At 63.1% G+C, this 24816-nt stretch carries 25 protein-coding genes; 10 read left to right on the forward strand and 15 right to left on the reverse strand.

The window, feature by feature from the left end:
- Nucleotides 1-71: 71 nt before the first annotated feature.
- Together AYK65_RS12140 and AYK65_RS12145 are read right to left on the reverse strand one after the other, a co-directional pair.
- Entirely contained in the window at nt 72-992 is a 921-nt protein-coding gene (locus AYK65_RS12140; protein WP_026618066.1) for an energy transducer TonB family protein, read from the reverse strand.
- A gap of 35 nt (nt 993-1027) precedes the next feature.
- Nucleotides 1028-1465, reverse strand: a complete 438-nt coding sequence (locus AYK65_RS12145) for a hypothetical protein (RefSeq protein WP_026618067.1) — start codon at nt 1463-1465, stop codon at nt 1028-1030.
- A gap of 190 nt (nt 1466-1655) precedes the next feature.
- On the opposite strand from AYK65_RS12145, the gene hemP reads away from it, so the two are divergent.
- From hemP to AYK65_RS12180, 7 genes are all read left to right on the forward strand, one after another.
- Nucleotides 1656-1838 (forward strand): hemin uptake protein HemP, encoded by a 183-nt coding sequence (hemP, locus tag AYK65_RS12150; RefSeq protein ID WP_026618068.1) that lies wholly within the window; start codon nt 1656-1658, stop codon nt 1836-1838.
- Nucleotides 1839-1848: 10 nt separating this feature from the next.
- The gene (locus AYK65_RS12155; protein ID WP_026618069.1) at nt 1849-2910 is read left to right on the forward strand and encodes a hemin-degrading factor; all 1062 of its coding nucleotides are present in this window, start codon (nt 1849-1851) and stop codon (nt 2908-2910) included.
- 9 nt (nt 2911-2919) lie between these two features.
- Nucleotides 2920-3870, forward strand: coding sequence for a heme/hemin ABC transporter substrate-binding protein (locus AYK65_RS12160; protein ID WP_026618070.1), 951 nt, complete (start codon nt 2920-2922; stop codon nt 3868-3870).
- The gene (locus tag AYK65_RS12165; protein WP_081158529.1) at nt 3857-4975 is read left to right on the forward strand and encodes a FecCD family ABC transporter permease; all 1119 of its coding nucleotides are present in this window, start codon (nt 3857-3859) and stop codon (nt 4973-4975) included. Before AYK65_RS12160 ends, AYK65_RS12165 begins: the two co-directional genes overlap by 14 nt.
- Nucleotides 4976-4982: 7 nt before the next feature.
- Nucleotides 4983-5774 carry a heme ABC transporter ATP-binding protein gene (locus AYK65_RS12170; protein ID WP_026618072.1) on the forward strand — a complete coding sequence of 264 codons (792 nt, stop codon included), beginning with the start codon at nt 4983-4985 and terminating at the stop codon, nt 5772-5774.
- Nucleotides 5775-5960: 186 nt separating this feature from the next.
- A complete protein-coding gene (locus AYK65_RS12175; protein ID WP_026618073.1) occupies nt 5961-6314 on the forward strand; it encodes a DUF883 family protein in 354 nt (117 codons plus the stop codon).
- A gap of 156 nt (nt 6315-6470) precedes the next feature.
- Nucleotides 6471-6902: a hypothetical protein gene (locus AYK65_RS12180; protein ID WP_026618074.1), complete on the forward strand. Its 432-nt coding sequence runs from the start codon at nt 6471-6473 to the stop codon at nt 6900-6902.
- A gap of 25 nt (nt 6903-6927) precedes the next feature.
- Here the strand turns inward: AYK65_RS12180 and AYK65_RS12185 are convergent, their stop codons facing one another.
- From AYK65_RS12185 to rsiA1, 3 genes are all read right to left on the reverse strand, one after another.
- On the reverse strand, nt 6928-8430 hold the full coding sequence (locus AYK65_RS12185; RefSeq protein ID WP_081158530.1) for a sensor histidine kinase: 1503 nt from the start codon (nt 8428-8430) through the stop codon (nt 6928-6930).
- 196 nt (nt 8431-8626) lie between these two features.
- Entirely contained in the window at nt 8627-9181 is a 555-nt protein-coding gene (locus tag AYK65_RS12190) for an RNA polymerase sigma factor (protein ID WP_026618076.1), read from the reverse strand.
- Nucleotides 9182-9188: 7 nt separating this feature from the next.
- Complete coding sequence (gene rsiA1 / locus AYK65_RS12195; RefSeq protein WP_026618077.1) at nt 9189-9383, reverse strand: anti-sigma factor RsiA1; 195 nt, start codon at nt 9381-9383, stop codon at nt 9189-9191.
- A gap of 151 nt (nt 9384-9534) precedes the next feature.
- On the opposite strand from rsiA1, the gene AYK65_RS12200 reads away from it, so the two are divergent.
- Nucleotides 9535-10329 (forward strand): response regulator, encoded by a 795-nt coding sequence (locus AYK65_RS12200; protein ID WP_026618754.1) that lies wholly within the window; start codon nt 9535-9537, stop codon nt 10327-10329.
- Between the two features lie 418 nt (nt 10330-10747).
- Here AYK65_RS12200 and AYK65_RS12205 read toward each other — a convergent pair whose 3' ends face one another.
- The 9 genes from AYK65_RS12205 to AYK65_RS12245 form a co-directional block, all read right to left on the reverse strand.
- Entirely contained in the window at nt 10748-12331 is a 1584-nt protein-coding gene (locus tag AYK65_RS12205) for an FGGY-family carbohydrate kinase (RefSeq protein WP_046119708.1), read from the reverse strand.
- A gap of 83 nt (nt 12332-12414) precedes the next feature.
- A complete protein-coding gene (locus tag AYK65_RS12210) occupies nt 12415-13083 on the reverse strand; it encodes an HAD family hydrolase (RefSeq protein WP_026618080.1) in 669 nt (222 codons plus the stop codon).
- A 4-nt stretch (nt 13084-13087) separates the two neighbouring features.
- Nucleotides 13088-14572 carry a mannitol dehydrogenase family protein gene (locus AYK65_RS12215; RefSeq protein ID WP_046119707.1) on the reverse strand — a complete coding sequence of 495 codons (1485 nt, stop codon included), beginning with the start codon at nt 14570-14572 and terminating at the stop codon, nt 13088-13090.
- A gap of 39 nt (nt 14573-14611) precedes the next feature.
- Nucleotides 14612-15385 carry an L-iditol 2-dehydrogenase gene (locus AYK65_RS12220; protein WP_046119706.1) on the reverse strand — a complete coding sequence of 258 codons (774 nt, stop codon included), beginning with the start codon at nt 15383-15385 and terminating at the stop codon, nt 14612-14614.
- Nucleotides 15382-16383, reverse strand: a complete 1002-nt coding sequence (locus AYK65_RS12225) for an ABC transporter ATP-binding protein (RefSeq protein WP_026618083.1) — start codon at nt 16381-16383, stop codon at nt 15382-15384. Before AYK65_RS12225 ends, AYK65_RS12220 begins: the two co-directional genes overlap by 4 nt.
- A gap of 30 nt (nt 16384-16413) precedes the next feature.
- A complete protein-coding gene (locus AYK65_RS12230; protein ID WP_026618748.1) occupies nt 16414-17244 on the reverse strand; it encodes a carbohydrate ABC transporter permease in 831 nt (276 codons plus the stop codon).
- A 5-nt stretch (nt 17245-17249) separates the two neighbouring features.
- On the reverse strand, nt 17250-18122 hold the full coding sequence (locus AYK65_RS12235; protein WP_026618085.1) for a carbohydrate ABC transporter permease: 873 nt from the start codon (nt 18120-18122) through the stop codon (nt 17250-17252).
- A gap of 188 nt (nt 18123-18310) precedes the next feature.
- Nucleotides 18311-19621 (reverse strand): ABC transporter substrate-binding protein, encoded by a 1311-nt coding sequence (locus tag AYK65_RS12240; protein ID WP_046119703.1) that lies wholly within the window; start codon nt 19619-19621, stop codon nt 18311-18313.
- Between the two features lie 208 nt (nt 19622-19829).
- Nucleotides 19830-20783 (reverse strand): sugar-binding transcriptional regulator, encoded by a 954-nt coding sequence (locus AYK65_RS12245; RefSeq protein WP_046119702.1) that lies wholly within the window; start codon nt 20781-20783, stop codon nt 19830-19832.
- Nucleotides 20784-20981: 198 nt separating this feature from the next.
- On the opposite strand from AYK65_RS12245, the gene AYK65_RS12250 reads away from it, so the two are divergent.
- Nucleotides 20982-22343, forward strand: coding sequence for an NAD(P)-dependent oxidoreductase (locus tag AYK65_RS12250; protein ID WP_081158532.1), 1362 nt, complete (start codon nt 20982-20984; stop codon nt 22341-22343).
- 30 nt (nt 22344-22373) lie between these two features.
- Entirely contained in the window at nt 22374-23687 is a 1314-nt protein-coding gene (gene preA, locus AYK65_RS12255; RefSeq protein ID WP_026618089.1) for an NAD-dependent dihydropyrimidine dehydrogenase subunit PreA, read from the forward strand.
- A 62-nt stretch (nt 23688-23749) separates the two neighbouring features.
- Here the strand turns inward: preA and AYK65_RS12260 are convergent, their stop codons facing one another.
- A complete protein-coding gene (locus AYK65_RS12260; RefSeq protein WP_026618090.1) occupies nt 23750-24772 on the reverse strand; it encodes a zinc-dependent alcohol dehydrogenase family protein in 1023 nt (340 codons plus the stop codon).
- Nucleotides 24773-24816: the final 44 nt, after the last annotated feature.

Raw genomic sequence — 24816 nt, forward strand, 5'->3', positions numbered from 1 at the left:
CCTCAAATCATTGGAATCGTTCGCATTCGCGATCCAGGCTCGGCGCGAGATCAGATCCGAATGGGAGTAATTCAGCGGTTGAAGGCGAGCGGAATGGTAAAGACCCAACTGTCGCGGCCAGCACCCGCCGGGATCGCGGGGAACGGGGCGGCACGCTGGACGGCTGCCAATGCGGCTTCGTCAAGAATCGGCGAACCGGCGCTCTTCGCCAGACTGACGCTCGCAACGCCACCACCGGAGGTTACGGTGAAGCGGACATGGGCGACACCGCGTAGCCGTTGCCGTTTGGCCTCGGCGGGGTAGCGAAAGGCCCTGTTCAGTTTGTTTCTCACCTTGCCGGGATAGTTGGAGACGGCGGCGTTGCCCGCTTGCTGCGCGACCCTGCCTTTTTCGCCGCTAGCCGCGGCCGCAGCCGCGTTTTCCACGCCATCCGCCTGCCCCTTGTTCTGCGATTTCGCCTGTGTACCCCCATCTCCGGCCTTCTTGCGGGCAACCTTCTTTTTCTTCGCCGGTTCCTTTTTCGGCTCCGGCTTCTCGACCTTGGGCGGCTCGATCTTTTTGGGTTCCGGCTTCTCTTCCGGAACGACGGTTTCGACCGGAGCGACGCTGGCGGTAACCGGGGCTTCGGTGACCTGGGCCACCGGCACCTCCTCAGCGGGCAGAACGACATCCGCCTCGACGGGTGTCACGTCCTGAGGCTGCGTGGCGGCGACATCGGTCGCCGACGGTTCGACCGCCTCGGCCGCCTCTTCCGTCGGCTCGATCTCGGTGGGCTTCAGTTCCTCGGGTGCCTCTTCCGTCGGCTCGACGATGTCGGAGGGGTTGCCTGCCTGCAGCGTCTGCTCGAAGGCGTTGCCAAGCAGCGTCACTTCCATTGCGGCACCGCCGGCAAGCTGAACCTCTTCTTCCGCAGGGGCAAACAGCATAGCGCCGCTCGCATGCGCCAGCAGGGAGAGGCCGACCGCCGCGGCCCATTTTGCGATGTGCTTCATTATGCCTTGCCTTCCGTCGGCAATCTCAGGCCGCCTCAGCCCTTGAGCTCAACTGCCGATTTGGAACCGGTCTTCAGGCCCGTCATGCAAGCAGCCTTGTCGACACCCTCGCCGACGCAGGCCGGCGCATCGTTGATAAGAAGGCTCTTCACGGCCTCGCACTTCGTCCCCGGCAGATCGAACTGCCTGACCTTCGTCTTGCCTGCCGGCAGGTCGCGGAAATCGAGCACGGCCATGCGCTCGACCCGCCCCTCCTGGTCGAAGAGGACGAATTCGAACGAAACCTTTGAAAGCGATTGGGCTAGCGCACTGCCGGCGACGAAGGTGAGCTTGCAGCCCTTTTCCGAAGGCGCGATCTCGTTGAGTTCGACCGTGAGCCCCGCGGGAGCGGCGTCCTGCGCTGCGGCCGCTCCGGCGATCAGGAGAACTGCGACTGCCGACGAAAGAGCAAAACGGAAAAGATGCGTCGTCATAACACCACTCGCTGCGCGTATTTCGGGATTTCGCCCGTCGCCGCGCGGTCCCGATCGGTTAACTTGACTGTATTAATCCGGTATTGCGTCCTTAAAGAAATATGAGTAATGAAGTCAAGATACTAAATGGGGTAGGCGGCGGGACCGCGAGGGAATCGCCTCGTCTCCTGCTCGCGAGCTGGCCGAAACCGTGACACCGAACGAAACCGATACTCAGCGATCCCCACAGACGGCAAGCCCGGTCAACCGAACGCAACGGGTCGTAGAGAGCCACGATCTTTTCCGTGGCGACAACGAGATCCTCATTTCCCATGACGGCGCGATCTACCGGATGAAGATCACCCGCCAGGGCAAATTGATTCTGAACAAATAGCGAGACGACGATGAGCGAGAGCATGCGCCCCACCCCCTCCGAAATACGCGCCTACCGCGCTGCCAATCCGAAGCTGCGCGAGCGGGACGTCGCCGCGCAACTCGGCATTTCGGAGGCCGCTCTCGTCGCCGCCGAGTGCGGCCTCGGTTCGATCCGCATCGACAGCGACGCCAATCGCTTCCTTGAGCGCGTACAGGAGCTCGGCGAAGTGCTCGCCCTGACCCGCAACGAGAGTGCCGTGCACGAGAAGATCGGCGCCTACGAGAACATCAAGGCAGGACATGCGGCGGCCCTGGTGCTCGGCTCCGAGATCGACCTGCGCATCTTCCCCGGCGCCTGGGCGCACGGCTTCGCCGTGACCAGGACCGACCCCAAAGGGGAGATCCGCCGCAGCCTGCAGTTCTTCGACAAGTGGGGCAATGCCGTCCACAAGATCCATCTGCGCCCCGCGTCGAATGCGACCGCCTATGAAAAAATCGTCGAGGACCTTCGTCTCGACGATCAGTCGCAGGATTTCGTGGCCGACGCCGGCGCGCCCCCGAGCGACGATAAGCCCGATGCCGCAGTTGACGCCGCGGAACTGCGCGATCGCTGGTCGAAGCTCACCGATACACACCAGTTCCCCGGCATGCTGCGAAAGCTGAATATCGGCCGACGCCGGGCCCTGCACTCGGTCGGCGACGACTTCGCCTGGCGGCTCGACAAGGCCGGCGTTGAACTGATGATGCGGAGCGCCGCAGAAGCGGCGCTGCCCATCATGTGCTTCGTCGGAAACCGCGGCGTTATCCAGATTCACTCCGGTCCGGTCGCAAAGATCGGAACGATGGGGCCGTGGCTCAACGTCATGGACGATACCTTCCACCTGCATCTGCGCACCGACCACATTGTCGAACTCTGGGCGGTGCGCAAGCCGACGGCGGACGGACATGTCACCTCGCTCGAAGCGCTCGACGCGAAGGGAGAGATGATCATCCAATTCTTCGGCAAGCGTAAGGAAGGCTCCTCCGAAAGGACCGAGTGGCGCGGCCTGGTCGAGAGCCTGCCGCGTCTGAACACCGTCGTCGCCGCCTGAGGATAGCTGATGATGAACGGCCTCGATTTTCGACGTCTACGCCGCTGGGAGCTGGCGCTCGCGGCCTTCGCCCTGTCGGCGCCCTTCGCGCTGCCCCTGCTCGCGCCCGGAGCGCCATCGCTCATGCGGCCTGCGATGGCGCAAGGCCTCGAGCAGCCGGACGTCTCCCGTATCGTTTCGGTCGGCGGCGCGATTACCGAGATCATCTACGCCCTCGGAGAAGAGAGCCGCCTCGTCGGCCGCGATTCGACCAGCACCTATCCCGAAGCGGCGAGAAAGCTGCCGGATGTGGGATACATGCGGCAATTGGCTCCGGAAGGCATCATCGCCGTCAACCCGACTGCCATCGTGGCGATCGAAGGCAGCGGTCCGCCCGAGGCGCTCGCGGTATTGAAAGAGGCGAACATTCCCTTCACCAGCATCGCCGAGACCTACGACCGCGACGGCATCCTCGCCAAGATACGGGCGGTCGGGACGTTCCTCGGCGTGAAGGACAAGGCCGAAGCCCTCGCCCAGACGGTGGAAAAGGATCTCGACGCCGCGGTCGCCGTTAGCGCCGGCCGTCCCGAAGGCGAGCGCAAGCGTATCCTCTTCATCCTCAGCACGCAGGGCGGCAAGATCATGGCCTCGGGCACCGGCACGGCGGCCAACGGCATCATTGAACTTGCCGGCGCGGTCAATGCCGCCAGCACTTTTCCCGGCTATAAGGCGCTGACCGAGGAAGCGATTGTCGAGGCCAAACCGGACGTGATCCTGATGATGGACCGAGGCGGAAGCCATGCGGCAAGCCCGGACGAGCTCTTCGCCCTTCCGGCACTCAGCCTGACGCCGGCGGCGAAGAGCAAGGCGCTAATCCGCATGGACGGGTTGCACCTCCTTGGTTTTGGCCCGCGCACGGCAAGTGCGATCCGGGAACTGAATGCAGCAATCTACGGGAAGAAGCCCAATGCCTCACAGTGAGGCCATGGAAGGCGCCATGCGCGCACCCTCCTTCGCCGCAAGGATCGCCCGCGAATGGCGCGGCGGAAACCGCGCGGGCTTGGCTCGCCTGGTGATTGGAGTGCTGGTGGTACTCGCTGCCGCCACGTTTGCGACCTCGATCATGACGGGCGCCGCGGACGCTTCGCTTGCGAATGTCTTCCGCTGGCTTGCCGGCGAAGCCGATGAGGCATTGAGTGCGCGCGATCGCATCATCATTCTCGATATCCGCCTGCCGCGCGCCGTGCTCGGCATGCTGGTCGGCGCATCGCTGGCGGTTTCCGGCGTCGTGATGCAGGGACTCTTCCGCAATCCGCTAGCGGATCCCGGCCTCGTCGGCGTTTCGGCAGGGGCAAGCCTCGGCGCGGTGCTGCTGATCGTGCTCGGCGCCGCTGCTTTCGCCCCCCTGTTTGCGCTCTTCGGTTTCTATGCGCTACCGCTCGGCGCCTTCCTCGGCGGCCTTGCCACGACGCTCCTTCTCTATCGCATCGCTACACGCGGCGGCCAGACCTCCGTCGCGACAATGCTGCTCGCGGGGATCGCGCTCGGCGCACTCGCAGGGGCCGTAACCGGCGTTCTCGTCTTTCTCGCCGACGACCAGCAGTTGCGCGATCTCACCTTCTGGGGTCTCGGATCGCTCGCCGGCGCCAACTGGACGAAAATCGCTTCCGCCGGCCCGATCATCCTTTTGTCGCTCGCGGTCGTTCCCTTCCTTGCGCGCGGGCTTAACGCGATCACGCTCGGCGAGGCAGCGGCCTTCCACATGGGCATCCCGGTGCAGCGCCTGAAGAATATTGCGATCTTCAGCGTCGCCGGTGCGACCGGCGCGTCAGTCGCCGTCAGCGGCGGCATCGGCTTCGTCGGCATCATTGTCCCGCATCTTCTGCGACTGGTCATCGGGCCCGATCATCGCTACCTGTTGCCGGCCTCCGCTCTGCTCGGCGGCACGATGCTGATCTTTGCCGACATGCTCGCCCGCACGATCGTCTCGCCGGCTGAACTGCCGATCGGCATCATCACCGCCTTCGTCGGAGCGCCGTTCTTCTTATGGGTTTTGTTGCGCGGCCGTTCGAACATGGGACTTTGATTTCGAAATGATCAGGGCATCCGACATTTCCGTCCGCCTTGCCGGCAGGCAGGTGCTGCACGGCGTTTCTTTCGAAGCCGTGCCCGGCGCCATGACCGCGATCGTCGGCCCGAACGGGTCCGGCAAGACGACGACCCTGAAGGTGGCCTCGGGCGAACTTGTCCCGTCCGCCGGCAAGGTCACCATCAACGGTCGCGATATCGCAAGCTTCAAGCCGTGGGAACTCGCGCTGAAACGCGGAGTCCTGCCGCAATCGACCGTAATTTCCTTTCCGTTCACGGTCCGCGAGATCGTGCGCCTCGGCCTTTCGGCAGGCGGCAGCGCCGACACCCCCAGTCATGATGGGGTCGCCGACGAGGCGCTCGAGGCGGTCGACCTCGCCGGTTTTTCAGGGCGCTTCTATCAGGAGCTGTCGGGCGGCGAACAGCAGCGCGTCCAGCTTGCGCGCGTCCTCTGCCAGATTTCCGCGCCCGCTACCGACGGCGAGCCGCGCTATCTCCTTCTCGACGAGCCCGTATCGAGCCTCGACATCCGCCACCAGCTCACGATCATGCGGCTAGCACGGCAATTCTGCACCGAAGGCGGTGGCGTCATCGCGGTGATGCACGATCTCAACCTTACGGCGATGTTTGCCGATCAGATCGTGATGATGAAGGCGGGCCGCATCCGCGCGCGCGGAGCGCCAAGAGACGTCCTGACCGACGAGACCATGGAAGCCGTATTCGGGTGCCGGATGCGGGTGAGCGTCGCGCCTGGACGCGATATGCCCTTCGTGCTGCCGCAGTCCGCAGCCGTTTAAACTCTGGCGGCGCGCCCGCGGCAACGTCAAGATTTATCGAAACAAATTCCATCTTCACGCGTTGTTCCCCAACGCCGGTGCGGGCACCGCATCGGCGACGTATGGGCGTTTGCGTTCCATACCGATTTGCACGCCTCGATCACGCGCCGGCCAACTTGGCCGGCGTGCCAGCAAGGGAGTAGACAGATGGCGACAGGCCTCTTCTCAAGCTCGAGCACCAGGAGACGCAACGGTGGCGCGAGCGACACGTCGATCGAAGACCAGCTCCAGCAGGTTCGCGAGGACATCGCAAAGCTCGCCACACTGATCGCCGACCGCGGCGTTGCCGACGTCAAGACCAGGGCGCGAGGCGCTCGGGAGCAGGCCGAAGCCGACCTGCAGGATCTACTGGCAAGCGGCGAGCAGATGCTTTCCGATCTCCGCAGCCGCTACGCCGATACCGAAAGGGAAATCCGCAGAGCGATGCGCGAACATCCGATCGCCACTGTCGGTGCCGCCGCGGCAATCGGGCTTATCGCTGCAGCGCTCCTGCGCCGATGAGCTGGCAGCTACGATCTCGGGCGGACACCCGAAAAACGCCGACGGAAATGAAACGGAACCGGCGAAGAAAGATGCGCCGGCTCCCGCCCGCGATCCCGCGCTTTCACGTTGGCGGATGCAAAGTCGTCGTGATCTCGTGTGATCGGGAGTAATTCCATGGGAACGCTCGGGACTGCCTTGTCTGCCTTGCTCGCGGTCGACGTCGCCGCCGCCACCTCACGCTACAGACGCAACGCCGTCTTGTGGATCATCATCGCCGTATTGCTCGGCACTGCCTATGTGTTCGCCCTCGTGGCCGTCGCGCTGTTCCTCGCCGAACGCTATTCGCCGGTCGCCGCCACCGTCTCGATCGCGATCGCACTCGTGGTAGCGGCCTTGATCCTCTTCGCCATCATGGCGGGCCTTTCCGCCCGCGACCGCCGGCTTGCCGAGGAACGCCGCCGTCGCTCGGCACTGCAGGCGAATCTGGCGCTGATCGCCACTACAAACATCCTGCGCAGGCAGCCCCTTCTCGGCGTCGCGACCGCCATTGCCGTCGGCGCCTTTCTTGGGCTCGGGAAGGGTCGGCGACGCAGGGAACGACGGTGAACTCGTTCTCGACCGCCGAAATGCGCTACAGCGGCAGCCGGATGAGCGCCGTAACGCCGGCGGGCAAATATTCGACCTTCACCGAGCTGCCGATGACCTTGTCCAGGCTGCGCTCGATCAGGATCGAGCCGAAGCCGCGTCGCCGTGGCTCGCGAACCGCAGGTCCGCCCACTTCGGTCCATGTCAGGTGCAGCACCGACTCGCCATCCTCGACGACGCGGCGCGCAGTCAGCACGACCTTGCCCTTCGGCACCGAGAGGGCGCCGTACTTCACCGCATTCGTGGCCAACTCATGCAGCACCAGCCCAAGCCCTACCGCCTGGTCCGGACCCAGCGATATCTCGTCCTTGTGCAGTTCGACCTGCTCGCCATAGTCGCTGACATAGGGCAGCAACTGCTTGGAGATCAGCTCCGCCAGGCGGATCGTACCCCATTCATAATCGGACAGGAGCCCATGGGCTTCGGAAATGGCCTGAAGCCGGCCGGCAAAAGCGGTCATGAATGCTGCTGGGTCGCTGGTCTGGCGAAGCGTCTGGCGTGCAAGCGACTGCAACATTGCCAGCGTGTTCTTGACCCGGTGGTTCAATTCCTTGAGCAGGAGCCGTGTTCGTTGAACGGCGGCCTGCTGCTCGGAGACGTCGACCGTCATGCCGAGAAAGGTCAATGGTGCGCCCTTGCTGTCGCGGTCGTGCACGCGTCCGCGACCGAGCAGCCACCGCCCGTTCGCGCCGATGCGAAACATGCCGTCATATTCCTCGTTGGCCGCCATTGCCTGCCGCAGCTTCGAGAAGGTCGGGATGCGATCCTCGGGATGGATGGCCGAGAAAACGGCCTTGGCGGCGATCGTCCGCTCCGACGGAAGCCCGAACATGCGCATCATCGCGCCGTTTCCGGCGACCGTGCCTGAGCGAATGTCCCAGAGCCAGCTACCGACATTGGCGGCGTCAAGCGCCATGGCAAGCCGCTGCTCCTCGCGCGAGAGTGCGGCTTCCTTGAGCGCTCGCCGGCGCGCCTCCTCCTTCAGCTTGAGCATAGAGGCGGCGATGCCGGCGATCTTTTTGAGCTCGTCCTGCTGTTTTGCCGTGACCTCGAGGCGCGGCGCGACATCGAGAACCGAGACCGTACCCACTGCCTGGCCGTCCAGAACGATCGCGACGCCCGCATAAAACCGCAGGAACGGCGCTCCCGCGACCTTTCGCCAGGAGCGGAACGCCGGATGGCGGGAGGCGTCGAGTACGACAAAGGCGTGATCGTCGGCCTCTGTGATCGTATGGATGCAGAAGGATTCCTCCGAGCGAAAACGCGCTTCCGTCGTGCCGACTGCCGCCTTGACCCATTGCCATTCACGATCGACCAGGCTGACGAGGGCGATCGGAGCGTCGAACAGGCTCGCCGCAAGCCGCGCCAGCCCTTCGAAATCCCCATCCGGTATCGCCATATCCGGAACGGCGGCGTAAAGAGCGCCAAGCCGTTCCGGGGCGTCGAGCACCTCGGTCACGGGAAGCATCGCCTCTGTCTTTTCATGCATACGATCTGAACCCAAGAAAATCCGATTGCGGCAGAGGATTACCCGGCCAAGCCGCGGAGGCGGCCGGAACGCCTGCCGGATCATTAGATCGGCACCGATTTAAGGGCAAATTATGCAGCAATTGCGGATACCGCGGCAACTCTCCGCACCCGAACATCGGACAGAAGGAGTGGCTTGGAGCGGAAGGCACGCCGGATCAGGAAACGAAGGCACGCGACGTGATCGGGGCGGAGGTTTCGTCCGGCCCATAGTCGTTCTCGCCCTTCACTTGAAGAATTTCCTGCAGGCGCTGGCGAGCGCGGTTGACGCGGCTCTTGATCGTACCGAGCGCGCAGCCGCAAATCGTGGCCGCCTCTTCATAGGAAAAGCCCGATGCGCCGACAAGGATGATCGCCTCGCGCTGGTCCGGCGGCAACTGGTCGAGCGCCCGTCGGAAATCCTGCAGATCGAGCGAACCATATTGCTCGGGGTGATGGGCAAGTGTCTCCGTCAGATGGCCGTCGCTGTCCTGGACCTCGCGGCCGCGCTTGCGCATCTGGCTATAGAGCTCGTTGCGCAGGATGGTGAAGAGCCATGCCTTCATGTTGGTGCCCATCTCGAAGTGGTCCTGCTTGGCCCAGGCCTTCATGATGGTGTCCTGCACGAGATCGTCGGCGCGGTCATGGCGCCCTATCAGCGACATGGCGAAGGCGCGCAGGCTCGGTAGCGCGGCAAGCATCTCACGCTTGAACTCTTGGTTTTCGGATGGCATCCGGCGCCTACTCCTTGCCGTGCGGAATCGATTGTCGCTCCGCGGCTTCCAGCTTTTCCAGAAGATCGAGAAAGCGGGCCGGTATCGCTTCCTCCTGCACCGACTGATAGAGGGCTTTCAATTTTACCGCAATCTGTACATTCGGATCGTCGCCCGATGGACTTTGGCCGATCGTCCGCCCTACCCCTGAAGTATATCTCATTGTTGTAGCTGTCGCCCTTGAAAGTTCGCCTGCACCATAACGCAGCAGAAAATTGAAATGTTCCCCGGCGGAACCTTTTTTTCGGCGGAACGTTTCCGCGAGGCATCAGCATAAATACCAGCATTGATACATGAATTGAGGGACACCCTGCATGACACTGTCCACGCGGATTGCTCCATTCCTTCCTTACCTTCGCCGCTATTCACGCGCCCTGACCGGATCTCAGACCTCAGGCGATGCCTATGTCGCGGCGGTGCTGGAGGCCCTGATAGCCGACACGTCGATCTTTCCTGGCGCTAGCAGCGACAGGGTTGCGCTGTTTCGGCTTTTCACATCGCTCTTCGGCTCGTCATCCGTGCTGATCCCCGAACCGGTTTCTCCCTTCGCCTGGGAACAGCGGGCGTCCGTCAACCTGGCTGCAGTGTCGCCGCTTGCCCGGCAGGCCTTCCTCCTCGTCTCGGTAGAGGGCTTCAGCCCGCAAGAGGCTGCCGAAGTGCTCGACGTCGATATTGCAAAACTCACTGATCTCCTTGACCGCGCATCCCAGGAAATCTCCCGCCAGGTTGCAACCGACATCATGATCATCGAGGACGAACCGCTGATTGCGATCGACATCGAACAGATGGTCGAAAGCCTCGGCCACCGCGTGACCGGCATTGCACGCACCAAGGACGAAGCCGTTGCGCTCTTCAAGTCGACAAAGCCAAGCATGGTCCTCGCCGACATCCAGCTCGCCGACGGCAGTTCCGGCATCGATGCGGTGAACGAGATCCTGAAAAGCCACGCGGTCCCGGTGATCTTCATCACTGCCTTCCCGGAGCGGCTTCTGACCGGCGAGAGGCCCGAGCCCACTTTCCTGGTCACCAAGCCCTTCAATCCGGAAATGGTGAAAGCCCTGATCAGCCAAGCGCTGTTCTTCAATGAGGCAACTAGGGCTGCTGCCTGAACGCCTTTTCTACTGCGCCGTGCGTCTTTTCAGACGCACAAGGGACGCTGTAGCACTTTGAATTGCTGCATGTTTTTGTCCTTAAATCGGGTACGATTTAAGGACACATGCAGTAGCGCGCGTATTCCACGAATTCTTGCGTCGCGCTTCGGGCGTCTGCGCTGTTATCCAACCGCCGCACATTTCCGGGATGACATGATTAGCCCCATCCTGACGCAAAACAGCCAGTGCCGAGGGAAAGGGCACTGGCTGAGCTTAAGCAACTCACTGAGGGGGGATGTGAGTTGGCAACCGGCGGTATGCCTCCGACGTCACATTGGGGGCCATGTGCGTCACCGTCCGGTTATCGCCAATAATTCACGAGAAAGAAAAAAGTTCCCGAAAAAATTCGATGGGACGATGGCGAGTGGCAGCCACTCTATTCCATCGACTCCAGCTCGGCGCGATGTCGGTAAAGCGCAAGGAAACGCCGGTAATCCCGGTCGTAGACGTGACGCAAGGCCGGATTCGGAAGTCGTTCCTTTCCGCCCGAGGACATTGCGTCACCGGCCCCAGCCAGGTCACGATAGAGCTTCCCCGCGACGGCCGCCGTCATTGCCGTGCCGAGCAGGACCGCATCCGGGGTCTCGGGCGCGACGACGCGGCAGCCCGTGGCGTCACTATAGAGCTCCATCAACAGAGGGTTGCGCACGTGACCGCCGGTCACGTGCAGCGTATCGAGCTGGTAGCCCGCTTCCTTCATCATTTCGAGGATATGGCGAATGCCGAGCGCGATCGCGACGCAGGTCCGCCAGTACAGGCGGCAAAGCCCGTCGAAGGAGGAGTCGAGAGCAAGGCCGCTGATCACGCCGAGCGCGTGCGGATCGGCAAGGGGCGAACGGTTGCCGTGAAAATCGGGAAGGACATGGAGGCGATCGGCAAAGTCGACGCCATGAATGGCGCGCAGCTCCTGTACGCGGTCGATGATTTGTCGATGGGTATCAACCGAAGGAACGAGCCCGCCTCCGTGCACGCGCACGATGTGGTCGAGCAGCGCTCCCGTCGCCGATTGACCGCCCTCGATCAGCCACAGCCCGGGCAATACCGCCTCGAAATAGGGGCCCCACATGCCGAAACCCGGCTTCAGCTCCTTCGAGAAGGCGACGATGCAGCTCGATGTTCCCGCGATCAGCGCAAGCTGACGTTCGAGCTTTTCCGGATCGCCCGCAAATCCGCCAAGCACACCAAGCGCTCCCGCATAGGCGTCGATCAAACCAGGCGCGACCCGGCATTCGGTATCGAGCCCAAGTTCCGCCGCCGCATCAGCCGTCAGGTTTCCGACGGCGCGTTCCACCGGCAGCGTCTCTTCGGGCAATCCGCCGCGGTCTAGAAGGTCTTCAAGGCCGATGCGGTCGAGGTAGTCCTGCTGCCAGCCGCGCTCTCTGTGTGCGAGATAGTTCCATTTCGCCGTCAGCGTGCAGCGCGAGCGGGCCGTGCTCCCTGTGGTCCGCCAGGACATATAGTCCGCGAGGTCGAAGAAATAGCCCGCCTTCTGCCATTGATGCGGAAGGTTCCGCTTCAGCCACATCAGCTTCGGCATTTCCATCTCCGGCGACATCACTCGGCCGGAATGGTCGAGCACCGGATGCTGCGTCGCCGTACAGAAGTCCGCTTCCGCCAAGGCTCTGTGGTCGAGCCAGACGATGGTGTCCCAACGCGCTTCACCCTGGCGATTGACCGAAAGCGGCGCACCGTCACGGTCGCGCGCGACCAGCGAGCAGGTCGCGTCGAAGCCGATCGCCGCAATGCTCGCGGCGGACACCTGGGCCCTCTCCCGCGCCTCCCTCACCGCTGCGCATACCGCCGCCCAGATGTCTTCGGAATCATGTTCGGCGTGGTTTTCTTCCGGCCGGTTCATCGCGATCGGCCGGTCGGCCCGCGCCAGAAGCGTGCCGCGCTGGTCGAAGACGCCGGCTCGCGCGCTGCCGGTTCCGATATCGACCGCCACGACATGTTCGCGCATCAATGGAGTCCCCGTCCCGAGATGGTGTTGAATCTTGCGTTCGCCAGGACGGCGCGGCCGGAAGTCGCCTCGTCCCGCTCTCCCTATTGCCGGACAAACTGTATCAATTCGCCCATATCGTCAAACAGAGCGTCGGGATTAAGACTTGCGAGCGCCCGCCGGTGGCGCTCGTTTCGGGCGTGGCTGGCCCCCGCGAAGGCGAAGACGCGCATGCCGGCGGCCTTGGCTGCCTCGATTCCGGCCGGACTGTCCTCGACAACGATGCAGTCGGACGGCTCGTAGCCCATTTCGGCGCTCGCGTGCAGAAAGAGGTCGGGGGCCGGCTTACCGCGCGCCACCATGCTGGCGCTGAAGATATTTGGCTCGAACAGATCGAGGAGTCCCGTCACCGTCAGCGAAAGCCGAATGCGTTCCGGCTGGCTCGATGAAGCGACGCAGCAGGCGATATCCAGCCCCTCGACCGCCTGGCGTATGCCGTCAACCGGCCTCAGCTCCTCGCGGAAGCGAGCATAGAGCCGGGTCCGCATGCCTTCGAGGAAAACTTCGTCGGTTGCAAGGCCGTGTTCATCGTGCAGGATTGCCGACATGCTCTTCAGGCTACGGCCGAGGAAGCGCTCGCTCGCCTCTTCCGTCGTCATCGAGACGCCGGCGGCATCCAACGCCTCGACCAGCACTTCGAGCGAGATCGGTTCGCTGTCCACCAGCACGCCGTCGCAGTCGAATATCACCAACCTGGAGGCGTGCTCCGCCATCGCGCTAATCCCCGAGTTTGCCGTCCAGATAAAGCTGCAGCGTGGCGCGCGTACCCTGTTCCCAAAGAGTTTTCAAGGCATGTGCGAAGCGACGGCGAAATAGATCCGACTGCGCGACCTCTCCGAAAATGTCGGAAAGCGCGAGGAAGGCCATCGGATCGTCCTTGGCCGCAAGTGCTGCCGCATGCAGTCGGTCGGCGCTCGCATCGTTGAAGGCGATGTCTTTGCCGCTGTCGGATTTGCCCGCGAAGTAGCGGCACCAGAGCGCCGAGACCAGCGATAGTCCGGTGACGTCCTCGCCGCGGCGCAGGCGATCGGCCGTCGACGGCAGGATGAATTTCGGCTGCCTGTTCGAACCGTCCTGCGCCAGCCGTGCGATCGTATCGCCGATCTTCGGATTGGCGAAGCGCGTCTCGATGAGCTTGTAGTAATCCCGGAGATCCGTATTCGGTACCCGCGGAATGACCGGGATGATTTCCTCGTGCTCGAGCTTTGCCAGGAAGGAGCGAATCAGCGGCTCCTCCATCGCCTCGTGCACGAAATGAATGTCGAGCAGTGCCGCCGGATAGGCGATCGCCGCATGGCCGCCGTTGAGGATGCGGATCTTCATGTGTTCGTAGGGTGCGACATCGGGTACGAACTGCACGCCGACTTCCTCGAGCGCGGGGCGACCTTGAGGGAAATTGTCCTCCAGCACCCATTGCTTGAACTCCTCGCAAAAGACCGGCCATGCGTCGTCAATTCCGTAGTCCGAAGCGACGATGCCGATTTCGCGGACGCCGGTCGCCGGCGTAATGCGGTCGACCATACCGTTCGGAAAGGCGACATTGGCATCGATCCAGTCGGCGAAAGCCGGGTCGGCGAGGCGCGCGAGGCCGGAAACGGCCGCATGGGTCACCTCGCCATTGCCCGGAATATTGTCGCAGGACATGACGGTGAACGGAGCGATCCCCCGGGCCCTGCGCTCGGCAAGACCCGCCAGGATGAGCCCGAAGACTGTCTTCGGTGCAGCCGGGTTCTGCGCATCCTCGACGATCGCCGGATGGGTGGGATTGAACACGCCCGAGGCCGGATCGATGAAATAGCCGCCTTCGGTGATCGTCAGCGACACGATGCGGATGAACGGGCTTGCGAGCTGGGCAATGATTGCCGGCGTGTCGCCGGGTTTCAGATAGGCAATCATCGCGCCCGTGACATGTGCGCCGGTCCGGTTGTTGTCCTGCTCCACCACTGTTGTCAGCAAATCCTGCGCCTCGAGCTTGGCGCGCATGATCTCGTCCGACGGCAGCACGCCCGCTCCGATGATCGCCCAGTCATGATCGCGCCCGAGATTGAATAGATCGTCGAGATAGACGGCCTGATGCGCGCGATGAAAGTTGCCGACGCCGAAATGGACGATGCCGGCTCGAAGATCATGCCGATCATAATTCGGAACGCCGGCGTTGGCCTTGATCGCGTCGAGCGTGGCAAGCGAGAGTTTGGTCGTCATCCTATCGTTCCTTTCGAGAACCCATCCTTCGGACCGGCCTCAACTCATCCAGTTGCCGCCGTCGACGTTGTAGGTCTGCGCCACGACGTAGTCGCTTTCCGACGAGGCAAGAAAGATCGCCATGCCCGTCAAATCCTCGGCAGTGCCCATGCGGCCATAGGGAACGGCCTCGCCCACGAGCCGCTTCTTTTCGCCGAGCGGACGGTTTTCATACTTTGCGAAGAGCGCATCGACGCCTTCCCAGTGCTCACCCTCGACAACGCCGGGAGCAATCGCGTTCACATTGATGCGGTGTTTGATGAGGTCGAGCCCGGCCGACTGGGTGAGGCTGATGACCGCCGCCTTGGTGGCGCAATAGACCGCGACCAGGGCTTCGCCGCGCCGGCCCGCCTGGCTCGCCATGTTGATGATCTTGCCGCCCCGCCCCTGCGTGATCATCTGCTTCGCTGCCGCCTGCAACGTGAACAGTGTGCCGGCGACATTGATCGAAAACAGCCTCTCGTAGCTCTCGCGCGTGATCTCGACGATCGGCGCGAGATCGAAGAGCGCCGCGTTGTTGACGAGGATGTCGAGCCCGCCGGCGCGTTCGACCGTTGCGGCGATCGCCGCATCGATCGACTCCTGCCGGGTCACGTCCAGCTCGACCGCATAGGCCGCAGCTCCGATTTCCGCAGCCGTCTGTTTCGCGCGCTCGATATTGACGTCGGCGATCGCGACCGTGGCGCCTTCGCGCACATAAGCCTCGGCAAAGGCGCGGCCGATGCCCCGCGCCGATCCGGTGATCAGCGCGCTCTTTCCTTCAAGACGTTTCATCGAATTGCCATTCCCTTTTCATCAAACCTGTGCAGGCGCTGCGGGTCCGGCGTGAGGAAGACCCGATCGCCATGGGTAACGGCAAAGTCGCCGCTGACGCGCGCCGTCAGTGTGCCGATGCCGTCGGCATTCACGTGCAGGAACGTATCGGAGCCGAGATGCTCTGCCACGCCTACCGTGCCCTGCCATGTGCCATGGTCTTTCGAAAGCACTAGGTGCTCCGGACGAATGCCGATCGTGTGAGCTTGATGGTTTGCCGCTTGCGCGCCCGAAATGAAGTTCATCTTCGGCGAGCCGATGAAGCCTGCAACGAAGAGATTGTCGGGCCTGCGATAGAGCTCGAGCGGCGAGCCAACCTGCTCGATGCGGCCGCGGTTCAGGACGACGATCTTGTCGGCCATGGTCATGGCCTCCACCTGGTCATGGGTGACGTAGATCATCGTCGTCTTCAACTGCTGGTGAAGCTGGCTGATCTCGAGCCGCATGTTGACGCGCAGCGCCGCGTCGAGGTTCGAGAGCGGCTCGTCGAACAGGAAGGCTTCCGGCTGGCGGACGATCGCCCGGCCGATCGCCACGCGCTGGCGCTGGCCGCCGGAAAGCTGGCGGGGTTTGCGGTCGAGATAGTCGGTAAGGTTCAGCACGCGGGCCGCATCCTCCACCTTCTTGTCGATCGCCGCCTTGTCCTCGCCCGCCATCTTCAAGGGGAAGGCGATGTTCGAGCGCACGCTCATGTGCGGATAGAGCGCGTAGGACTGGAACACCATCGAAAGGCCGCGCCTTGCCGGCGGCAGCTCAGTGGCGTTCCTGCCATCGATGATGATCTCGCCGTCGCTGACGTCCTCCAGGCCGGCAATCAGCCTCAGAAGCGTGGACTTGCCGCAGCCGGACGGGCCGACGAAGACGACGAACTCGCCGTCGGTGATATCGAGGTCGATCGACGGGATCACGGCGTGGGCGCCGAAGACCTTCGATACGTTCTTGAGTGTGATGCTTCCCATGGTCGTATCCTTATTTGAGCCGCGCCGTCCTTATTTGACCGCACCGAAAGTGAGGCCGCGTACGAGCTGCTTCTGGGAGAACCAGCCGAGAATGAGGATGGGGGCGATCGCCATCGTCGAGGCCGCCGAAAGCTTGGCGTAGAAGAGACCCTCCGGGCTCGAATAGGAGGCGATGAACGCGGTGAGCGGCGCCGCCTTCGCAGCACTGAGGTTCAAGGTCCAGAACGCCTCGTTCCAGGCGAGGATGATGTTCAGGAGCAGCGTCGAGGCAATGCCGGGGATCGCCATCGGCGTCAGGACATAGATGATCTCCTTGGCAAGGGAAGCACCATCCATGCGTGCCGCCTCAAGGATCTCGCCGGGGATCTCCTTGAAATAGGTGTAGAGCATCCAGATGATGATCGGCAGGTTGATCAGCGTCAGCACGATCACGAGCCCCGTCCGCGTGTCGAGCAGGCCCCAATTGCGGAACATGAGATACATCGGCACCAGCACGCCGACCGGCGGCATCATCTTGGTGGAGAGCATCCACATCAAGACGTCCTTGGTGCGCTTGGTCGGCGCAAAGGCCATGGCCCAGGCCGAGGGAATCGCAATTAGCAGCCCAAGCAGCGTCGAGCCGAAGGAAACGACCACCGAGTTCATGAAGTGCTTCAAGTAGTCCGAGCGGCTCTGCACTTCGGAATAGTTCTCGGTCGTCCAGTCGAAGAACAGGAAGACCGGCGGCGAGGCGATCGCCTGGGCTTCCGTCTTGAAGCTCGTCAAGAAGGTCCAGAGGATCGGAAAGAAGATCAGGATGGCGATCGTCCAGGCGACGACCGTGGTGATGAGCTTGCGCCCAGTCGAGACGTTGCGTGCCATCGGTATCAGGCCTCCAGAGTCTTGCCGATCATGCGCATCAGGAAGAATGCGACGATATTGGCGAGGATGACCGCGATAATGCCGCCCGCCGACGCACCGCCCACGTCGAACTGCAGCAACGCCTGAGCGTAGACGAGGAAGGTCAGGTTCGTGCTCTGCGTGCCCGGGCCGCCATTCGTGGTGACGAGGATTTCCGCGAAGACCGAAAGCAGGAAGATCGTCTGGATCAGGATGACCACGGTGATCGCGCGCGAAAGGTGCGGCAGGACGAGATAGATGAAGCGGCTCCAGGCGCCGGCCCCGTCCATCTGCGCGGCCTCCTTCTGCTCCTCGTCGAGCGACTGCAACGCCGTCAGCAGGATGAGCGTCGCGAAGGGCAGCCATTGCCAGGCGACGATGAGGATGATCGAGAGGAGCGGCGCGTTGGCGAGAAAGTCGAAGGGCTGCAGCCCGAGGAGCTTGGCGAGCCAGGCGAAGAGCCCGTTCACGGGATTCATGAACATGTTCTTCCAGACGAGCGCAGCAACGGTTGGCATGATCAGGAAAGGCGCGATGACCAGGATACGCACGATCCCCTGCCCGAACATCTGCTGGTCGAGCAGAAGCGCCAGCCCGATACCGCCCGCTACAGTGATGAAGAGCACGCCGAGAACGATCGCGAGGGTGTTGAAGATCGCCTGGAAGAATGCCGGATCGGTGAGGAAATAGGTGTAGTTCGAAAGGCCCGCGAACTCCTCCATTCCCGGCATCAGCAAGTTATAGCGCAGGAGCGAGAAATAGATCGTCAGCGCCAGCGGCACGATCATCCAGGCCAGAAGCAGAAGCACCGAAGGTGCGATCATCAGCCGCGCGGCGGAGCGGGTATGCAAGGTCGCCATGGCGTCCCCCGTATGGTGTCAACGCTGTTTCCAAGGAGAGGCAAGCGCCTGGCGCCTGCCGGACGCGTGAAGCATCCAAAAAAGCAGAGCGGGACGGGGGCGGAAGGTGATGTCCCCCTTGCCTCGTCCCGCTCCGAGGTTGCCGGAGCACCGGCCGTTGCCGGCCGGCACTCCAGCCCTTGGGAGCCTCACTTGATGTAGCCGGCCTTGGTCATCTCGCGTGTCGTGAGCTGCTGCGCACTGGCAAGCGCCTGGTCGACACTCATCTGACCGGCAAGCGCGGCCGAGAACACCTGACCAACCGCCGTGCCGAGACCCTGGAACTCGGGGATCGCCACGAACTGCACGCCGACATAGGGCACCGGCTTCACCGCGGGGTTCTTCGGGTCAGCCGCATTGATCGAGTCGAGCGTCATCTTCGCAAACGGCGCCGCCTTCTGGTACTCCGGGTTCTCATAGAGCGAGGTGCGGGTGCCGGGAGGCACGTTCGCCCAGCCTTCCTTCTCGGCGACGAGCTTCAGATAGTCCTTGCCGGTCGCCCAGGCGATGAACTTCTGCGCTGCGTCGGCCTTCTGCGAGCCGGCAGGGATCGCGAGGTTCCAGGCCCAGAGCCAGTTGCCGCGCTTGCCTAGACCGGTGTCGGGAGCGAGCGCGAAGCCAACCTTGTCGGCAACCGTCGATTCCTTCGGATTGGTCACGAAGGAAGCGGCCACCGTCGCGTCGATCCACATGCCGCACTTGCCCGTCTGGAACAGCGACAGGTTTTCGTTGAAGCCATTGGAGGAGGCGCCGGGCGGACCGGCGTCGTTCATCAGCTTGACGTAGAAGTCGAGCGTGTTCTTCCACTCGGGTTGGTCGAACTGCGGTTTCCAGTTCTCGTCGAACCAGCGCGCGCCGAAAGCGTTGGCGGTCGCGGTCAGGAAGGCCATGTTCTCGCCCCAGCCGGCCTTGCCGCGCAGGCAGATGCCATAGATCTCATTGTCCTTGTCGGTGATCTTGCGGGCCGCGTCAGCGATGAAATCCCAGGTCGGCGCGTCCGGCATGGTCAACCCGGCCTTCTCGAACAGGTCCTTGCGGTACATGACCATCGAGCTCTCGCCGTAGAACGGCGCCGCATAAAGCTTGCCGTCGATGGTGAGGCCGCTGCGGATCGCCGGCAGAAGGTCGTCGACATCGTAATCCGGGCCGAGCTTGTCGAGCGGCAGGAGCCAGCCCTGCTTCGCCCAGATCGGCACTTCATAGGTGCCGATCGTCATGATGTCGTACTGGCCGCCCTTGGTTGCGATATCCGTCGTCACACGCTGACGCAGTACGTTTTCCTCGAGCGTCACCCACTCGAGCTGAATGTCCGGATTCTTCGACGTGAAATCGTCCGTCAGCTTCTGCATCCGGATCATGTCGCCATTGTTCACGGTCGCAATGGTCAGTGTTTCTGCTTGGGCCAGACCTGCCAGAGCAACTGCCGAGCACGTGCCCAGCAGGAAAGTTCTCAAATTCATCGACTTCCTCCCAGAAGAAATGAGCATTTGCTTCGCTCGTGAGCAATTACTCACCCATTGCCGAAAAATGTCAATCCGCAATCGTTGCTGCAACGCAGCGGATCCGCTAACGACCGGTTTTCACTCAGGATTTTTTGTTGCGAAAGACCCGTCCACAGGCGGGCGATCATGCGAACGCCGCGCTCTTCCGAGCCAGCATGCTCGCCGTTCAGACGCTCAGAAGGTACTCGGCCGTGGTTTCGTCGGTGATGAGACCGTTGATAATCCGGCCCTTCAAGGCGGCGCGCAGGGCCTCGTATTTGCGGCCGCCCTTGGCGATGCCGATGACCGACGCCCGATCGCGGGGCGGCAGCGGGACAGAGGCGACGCGCTCGTTGATGCTGCCGGAGAGCAGCGCACCGTCGTGATCGAACATCCAGCCGCAAATCTCGCCGGCCGCGCCCGCCGCCATCAGACGGGCCATTTCCTCCCGGGCGAGAAAGCCGTCCTCGCAGAGCGGCGCGTCCGGCCCGAGTTCGCCCACGCCGACGAAGGCGGCATTGGCCTGCGCCCCGAGTTCGAGCGCGATTTTCACGAGGCTTTGATTGTGGAGCACTTCCCGCTCCTCGGCAGAGGAGACGAGAACCGGCAAGGGCATCGGAAAATGGCGCGCGTTGATCGTGTCGGCCATGCTGAAGATGACGTTGTAATAGGCAGCCGAACCGTCGAGCCGGATATTGCCGGTGAGCGAGACGATGCGGTGCTGCGGGCAATCCATGACCGGCAGCTGGTCGATGGTCGCCTTCAGTGTCCGCCCCGTACCGATCGCCAGGACGACCGGATCGGGCGATTTCAGCCAGCGCTCGATTTCTGCCGCACCGGCCTCCGCTATGCCGACTGTCGCCGAGGCCGACCCCGGATCGCTCGGCACGACGTCGATGTAGGACAACTCGTACTTATCCTTTAGCCGCGCCGCCGTCTCCAGACACGCGGCAATCGGATGGTCGAGGCGCACCTTGATCAGCCGCTCGGCCATGGCCAGAGACACGAGGCGCTGCGCCGATTGCCGCGAAATCCCCATGATCGACGCAATCTCGTCCTGCGTCCGGCCGGCAACATAATAGAGCCAGCCAGCGCGGGCAGCATCGTCCAGCCTGTTGTTGCTTTCCGCCTTGCGTGCCATCGATCGCCTCCTTCCCTTTGATTTGCTGCCACTATTTGCCGTGCGATGTCAAACGAGAGGTGCGATCGAGCGGCGATGCATGCGGCAAGAACCGTTTTCCCGGCATTTGCGCTGGATGCGAAGGAAATTTTACCGTTTGATAAAAAAATAAAGCGTGTTACCGTTCCCTGATCCTGAGAAAACATTGGGAGCCAAAAAATGGGAACGACGCAATCTGGGATTCTCGGCGGGCGGTTGCCGCTTGCCGAGTATGAAGCCAATTTCTCCGACCTTCATCCGCCGCTCGACAAGCACGAGGCGCTGGTCGCTGCGGACCGCTGCTATTTCTGCTATGACGCGCCCTGCATGACGGCCTGTCCCACCTCCATCGACATCCCGCTGTTCATCCGCCAGATTGCAACCGGCAATCCCATCGGCTCGGCGAAGACAATCTTCGACCAGAACATCCTGGGCGGCATGTGCGCCCGCGTCTGTCCCACCGAGACGCTCTGCGAACAGGTTTGCGTGCGCAACACGGCGGAGGAGCGGCCGGTCGAGATCGGCCGGCTGCAGCGTTACGCGACCGATACAGCGATGCGGGAGAACAAGCAGTTCTACACGCGCGCCGCCCGATCCGGCCACAAGATTGCCGTCGTTGGCGCCGGCTCCGCGGGGCTTGCCTGCGCCCACCGCCTCGCCGTCAAAGGCCACGACGTGGTGATCTACGACGCGCGCGAAAAATCCGGCGGCCTTAACGAATACGGCATCGCCGCCTACAAGACCGTGGACGATTTCGCGCAGAAGGAAGTCGACTATGTGCTTTCGATCGGCGGTATCGAGGTGCGCCACGGCCAGGCACTCGGCCGCGACTTCTCCCTCGCCGATCTGACCGAGCAATATGATGCCGTCTTCCTCGGCCTCGGCCTTGCCGGTGTCAATGCACTCCGGATCGAAGGCGAGAATGCCGAAGGGGTCGAGGACGCGGTCGGTTTCATCGCGGCGCTTCGCCAGTCGAAAACCAAGGCTGACATTCCGGTCGGGCGTCGCGTCGTAGTGCTCGGCGGCGGCATGACCGCGATCGACGCCGCCGTCCAGGCGAAGCTGCTCGGCGCCGAGGAGGTGACGATCTGCTATCGCCGCGGCAAGGAGCACATGAACGCCTCCGAGTTCGAGCAGGACCTCGCGGCATCGAAGGGCGTCACCATCCGCCATTGGCTGCAGCCGAAGCGCATTGCCGTGAAGGACGGCAAGGTGGCGGGCATCGAGCTCGAATACACCACGCTCGCCGATGGCAAGCTGGCGGCGACCGGGGAAACCGGTATCATTGCCGCCGACCAGATCTTCAAGGCCATCGGCCAGACCTTCGAAGCCTCCGGGCTCGGCGCGCTTCAGATGGAGGGCGGTCGCATCGTCATCGATCAAGAGGGCCGCACCTCGCATGCCAAGGTCTGGGCCGGCGGCGACTGCGTGCTCGGCGGAGAGGATCTGACCGTTTCCGCCGTTGCCATGGGCCGCGATGCTGCCGAATCGATCAACCGGGCTTTCGCCGTGGCTCAGCCGCTGGCGAGCGCTGTCGCGTAAGAATCGGAACAGGATCGAGAGGACGAAACAATGGCTGATCTCCGCAACAATTTTGTCGGCATCAAATCCCCGAACCCGTTCTGGCTCGCCTCGGCGCCGCCGACGGACAAGGCCTACAACGTCGAGCGCGCCTTCAAGGCGGGCTGGGGCGGCGTCGTCTGGAAGACGCTTGGCGAGGAAGGACCGCCCGTCGTCAACGTCAACGGCCCGCGCTACGGCGCGATCTGGGGCGCCGACCGGCGGCTGCTGGGGCTGAACAATATCGAACTCATCACCGACCGCGATCTCTATGTGAACCTGCGCGAGATGAAGCAGGTGAAGATGAACTGGCCGGATCGCGCGCTGATCGCCTCGATCATGGTGCCCTGCGAGGAGAACGCGTGGAAGGCGATCCTGCCGCTGGTCGAGGAAACGGGGGCCGACGGCATCGAGCTCAACTTCGGCTGTCCGCACGGCATGTCCGAACGCGGCATGGGCTCCGCGGTCGGCCAGGTGCCGGAATATATCGAGATGGTCGTGCGCTGGTGCAAGCAGTACACGCGCATGCCGGTGATCACTAAGCTGACGCCGAACATCACCGATATCCGCAAGCCCGCACGCGCCGCCAAGGCCGGCGGCACCGATGCGGTGTCGCTGATCAATACGATCAACTCGATCACTGCGGTCAACCTCGACACCTTCTCGCCCGAGCCTTCGATCGACGGCCGGGGCAGCCATGGCGGCTATTGCGGCCCGGCGGTGAAACCGATCGCGCTCAATATGGTCGCCGAGATCGCCCGCGATCCGGAGACCTACGGCCTGCCGATCTCCGGCATCGGCGGCATCACCACCTGGCGGGACGCGGCCGAATTCCTGGCGCTCGGCGCCGGCAACGTGCAGGTCTGCACGGCGGCGATGACCTACGGCTTCAAGATCGTCCAGGAGATGATCACGGGTCTCTCCGACTGGATGGATGCCAAGGGCCACCGCACGCTCGACGACATCTGCGGCCGCGCCGTGCCCAACGTCACCGACTGGCAGTACCTTAACCTCAACTACGTCAGCAAGGCGAAGATCGACCAGGATGCCTGCATCAAATGCGGCCGCTGTCACATCGCCTGCGAGGACACCTCGCACCAGGCGATCACGCAGTTCGTCAATGGCGTGCGCCATTTCGAGGTGATCGAGGAGGAATGCGTCGGCTGCAATCTCTGCGTCAATGTCTGTCCGGTCGAGAACTGCATCACCATGGAGCCGCTGCCCGCCGGCGCACTCGACAAGCGCACCGGCAAGCCGGTCGATCCCAACTACGCCAACTGGACGACCCACCCGAACAACCCGATGGCCCGCCAGGCCGCCGAATAAGGAACGGTCGACGAGGCAGTGAGGCCGCCGAAGAACATCGGCGGCCTTCTGCATTGATACGGTCAGAACTCGATCACCAGCTTGCCGAAGGGACCGCGATCGAGATGCGCGAGAGCCTCCCGAAACTCGGTGAACCTGTAACGTTTGTCTATCACCGGCTTCAGCCCGATGCGATCGACCGCACCGACCAGATCTTCGAGCGCTCTCCGGTGACCAACGCTGATACCTTGTACCACCGGCGACTTCAAAAGCAGCGGCGCGACCGGACCGGAAACCTCGAAACCCTCAAGCACGCCGATCACCGAGATGCGCCCATCCGGCGCAACCGCCTTCAGCGACTGACCTAGTCCCGCGCCGCCGGCGATCTCGAGAATGTGGTCGGCACCGTGGTCGCCGGTCAGCGCATAGACGCGCTCCACCCAGTCCTCCGTCAACCGTTTGACGCCATGATCGGCTCCGAGCGCAAGAGCGCGTTCGAGCTTTTCCGGGCTGCCCGAGGTCACGATGACCTCGGCCCCGGTCGCCTTGGCGATCTGCAGGCCGAAGAGCGCGACACCGCCCGTTCCCTGCACCACCACGCGGTCACCGGGCCTCAACTGCCCCTTCTCTATCAGGGCGAACCAGGCCGTCAGCCCCGCGCATGGCAAAGTGCTCGCCTCCGCGGCATCGAGGCTTTTCGGCGCCGCGGCGAACCAGCCTTCCGGGAAGGCGACGTATTCCGACATGACGCCCGGATGCACGCCGCCGAGGGTCGCATAGGATGGCGTTCTGCCGTTGCCCGGACGCAGGCCGTCGAGCCAGCCGGGCGCAAAGGTCGAGATTACGCGCTCGCCCGGCCGGAAACGCGTCACGCTCTTGCCGACGGCCTCCACGACACCGCTCATGTCCGAGGCCGGCACGAAAGGGAAGGCCAGGTCGAGACCCATGCCGGTTTCGAGCACGAGCTTGTCGCGATAGTTGAGCGACACTGCCAGCGTGCGCACAAGGACCTCATGATCTCCGATTTGGGGCATCGGGCGCTCGGTGATTTTGAGATCATGCGGACCGACCGCCTCTGTGCTCCATTGCTGCATCCATTTCGACATGCTCGTTCCTTTCGTCAATCGTTATTGGACGAGCATACTGTTGA

Source organism: Ensifer aridi (genome assembly GCF_002078505.1).
In the GTDB taxonomy this organism is placed as follows: domain Bacteria; phylum Pseudomonadota; class Alphaproteobacteria; order Rhizobiales; family Rhizobiaceae; genus Sinorhizobium; species Sinorhizobium aridi.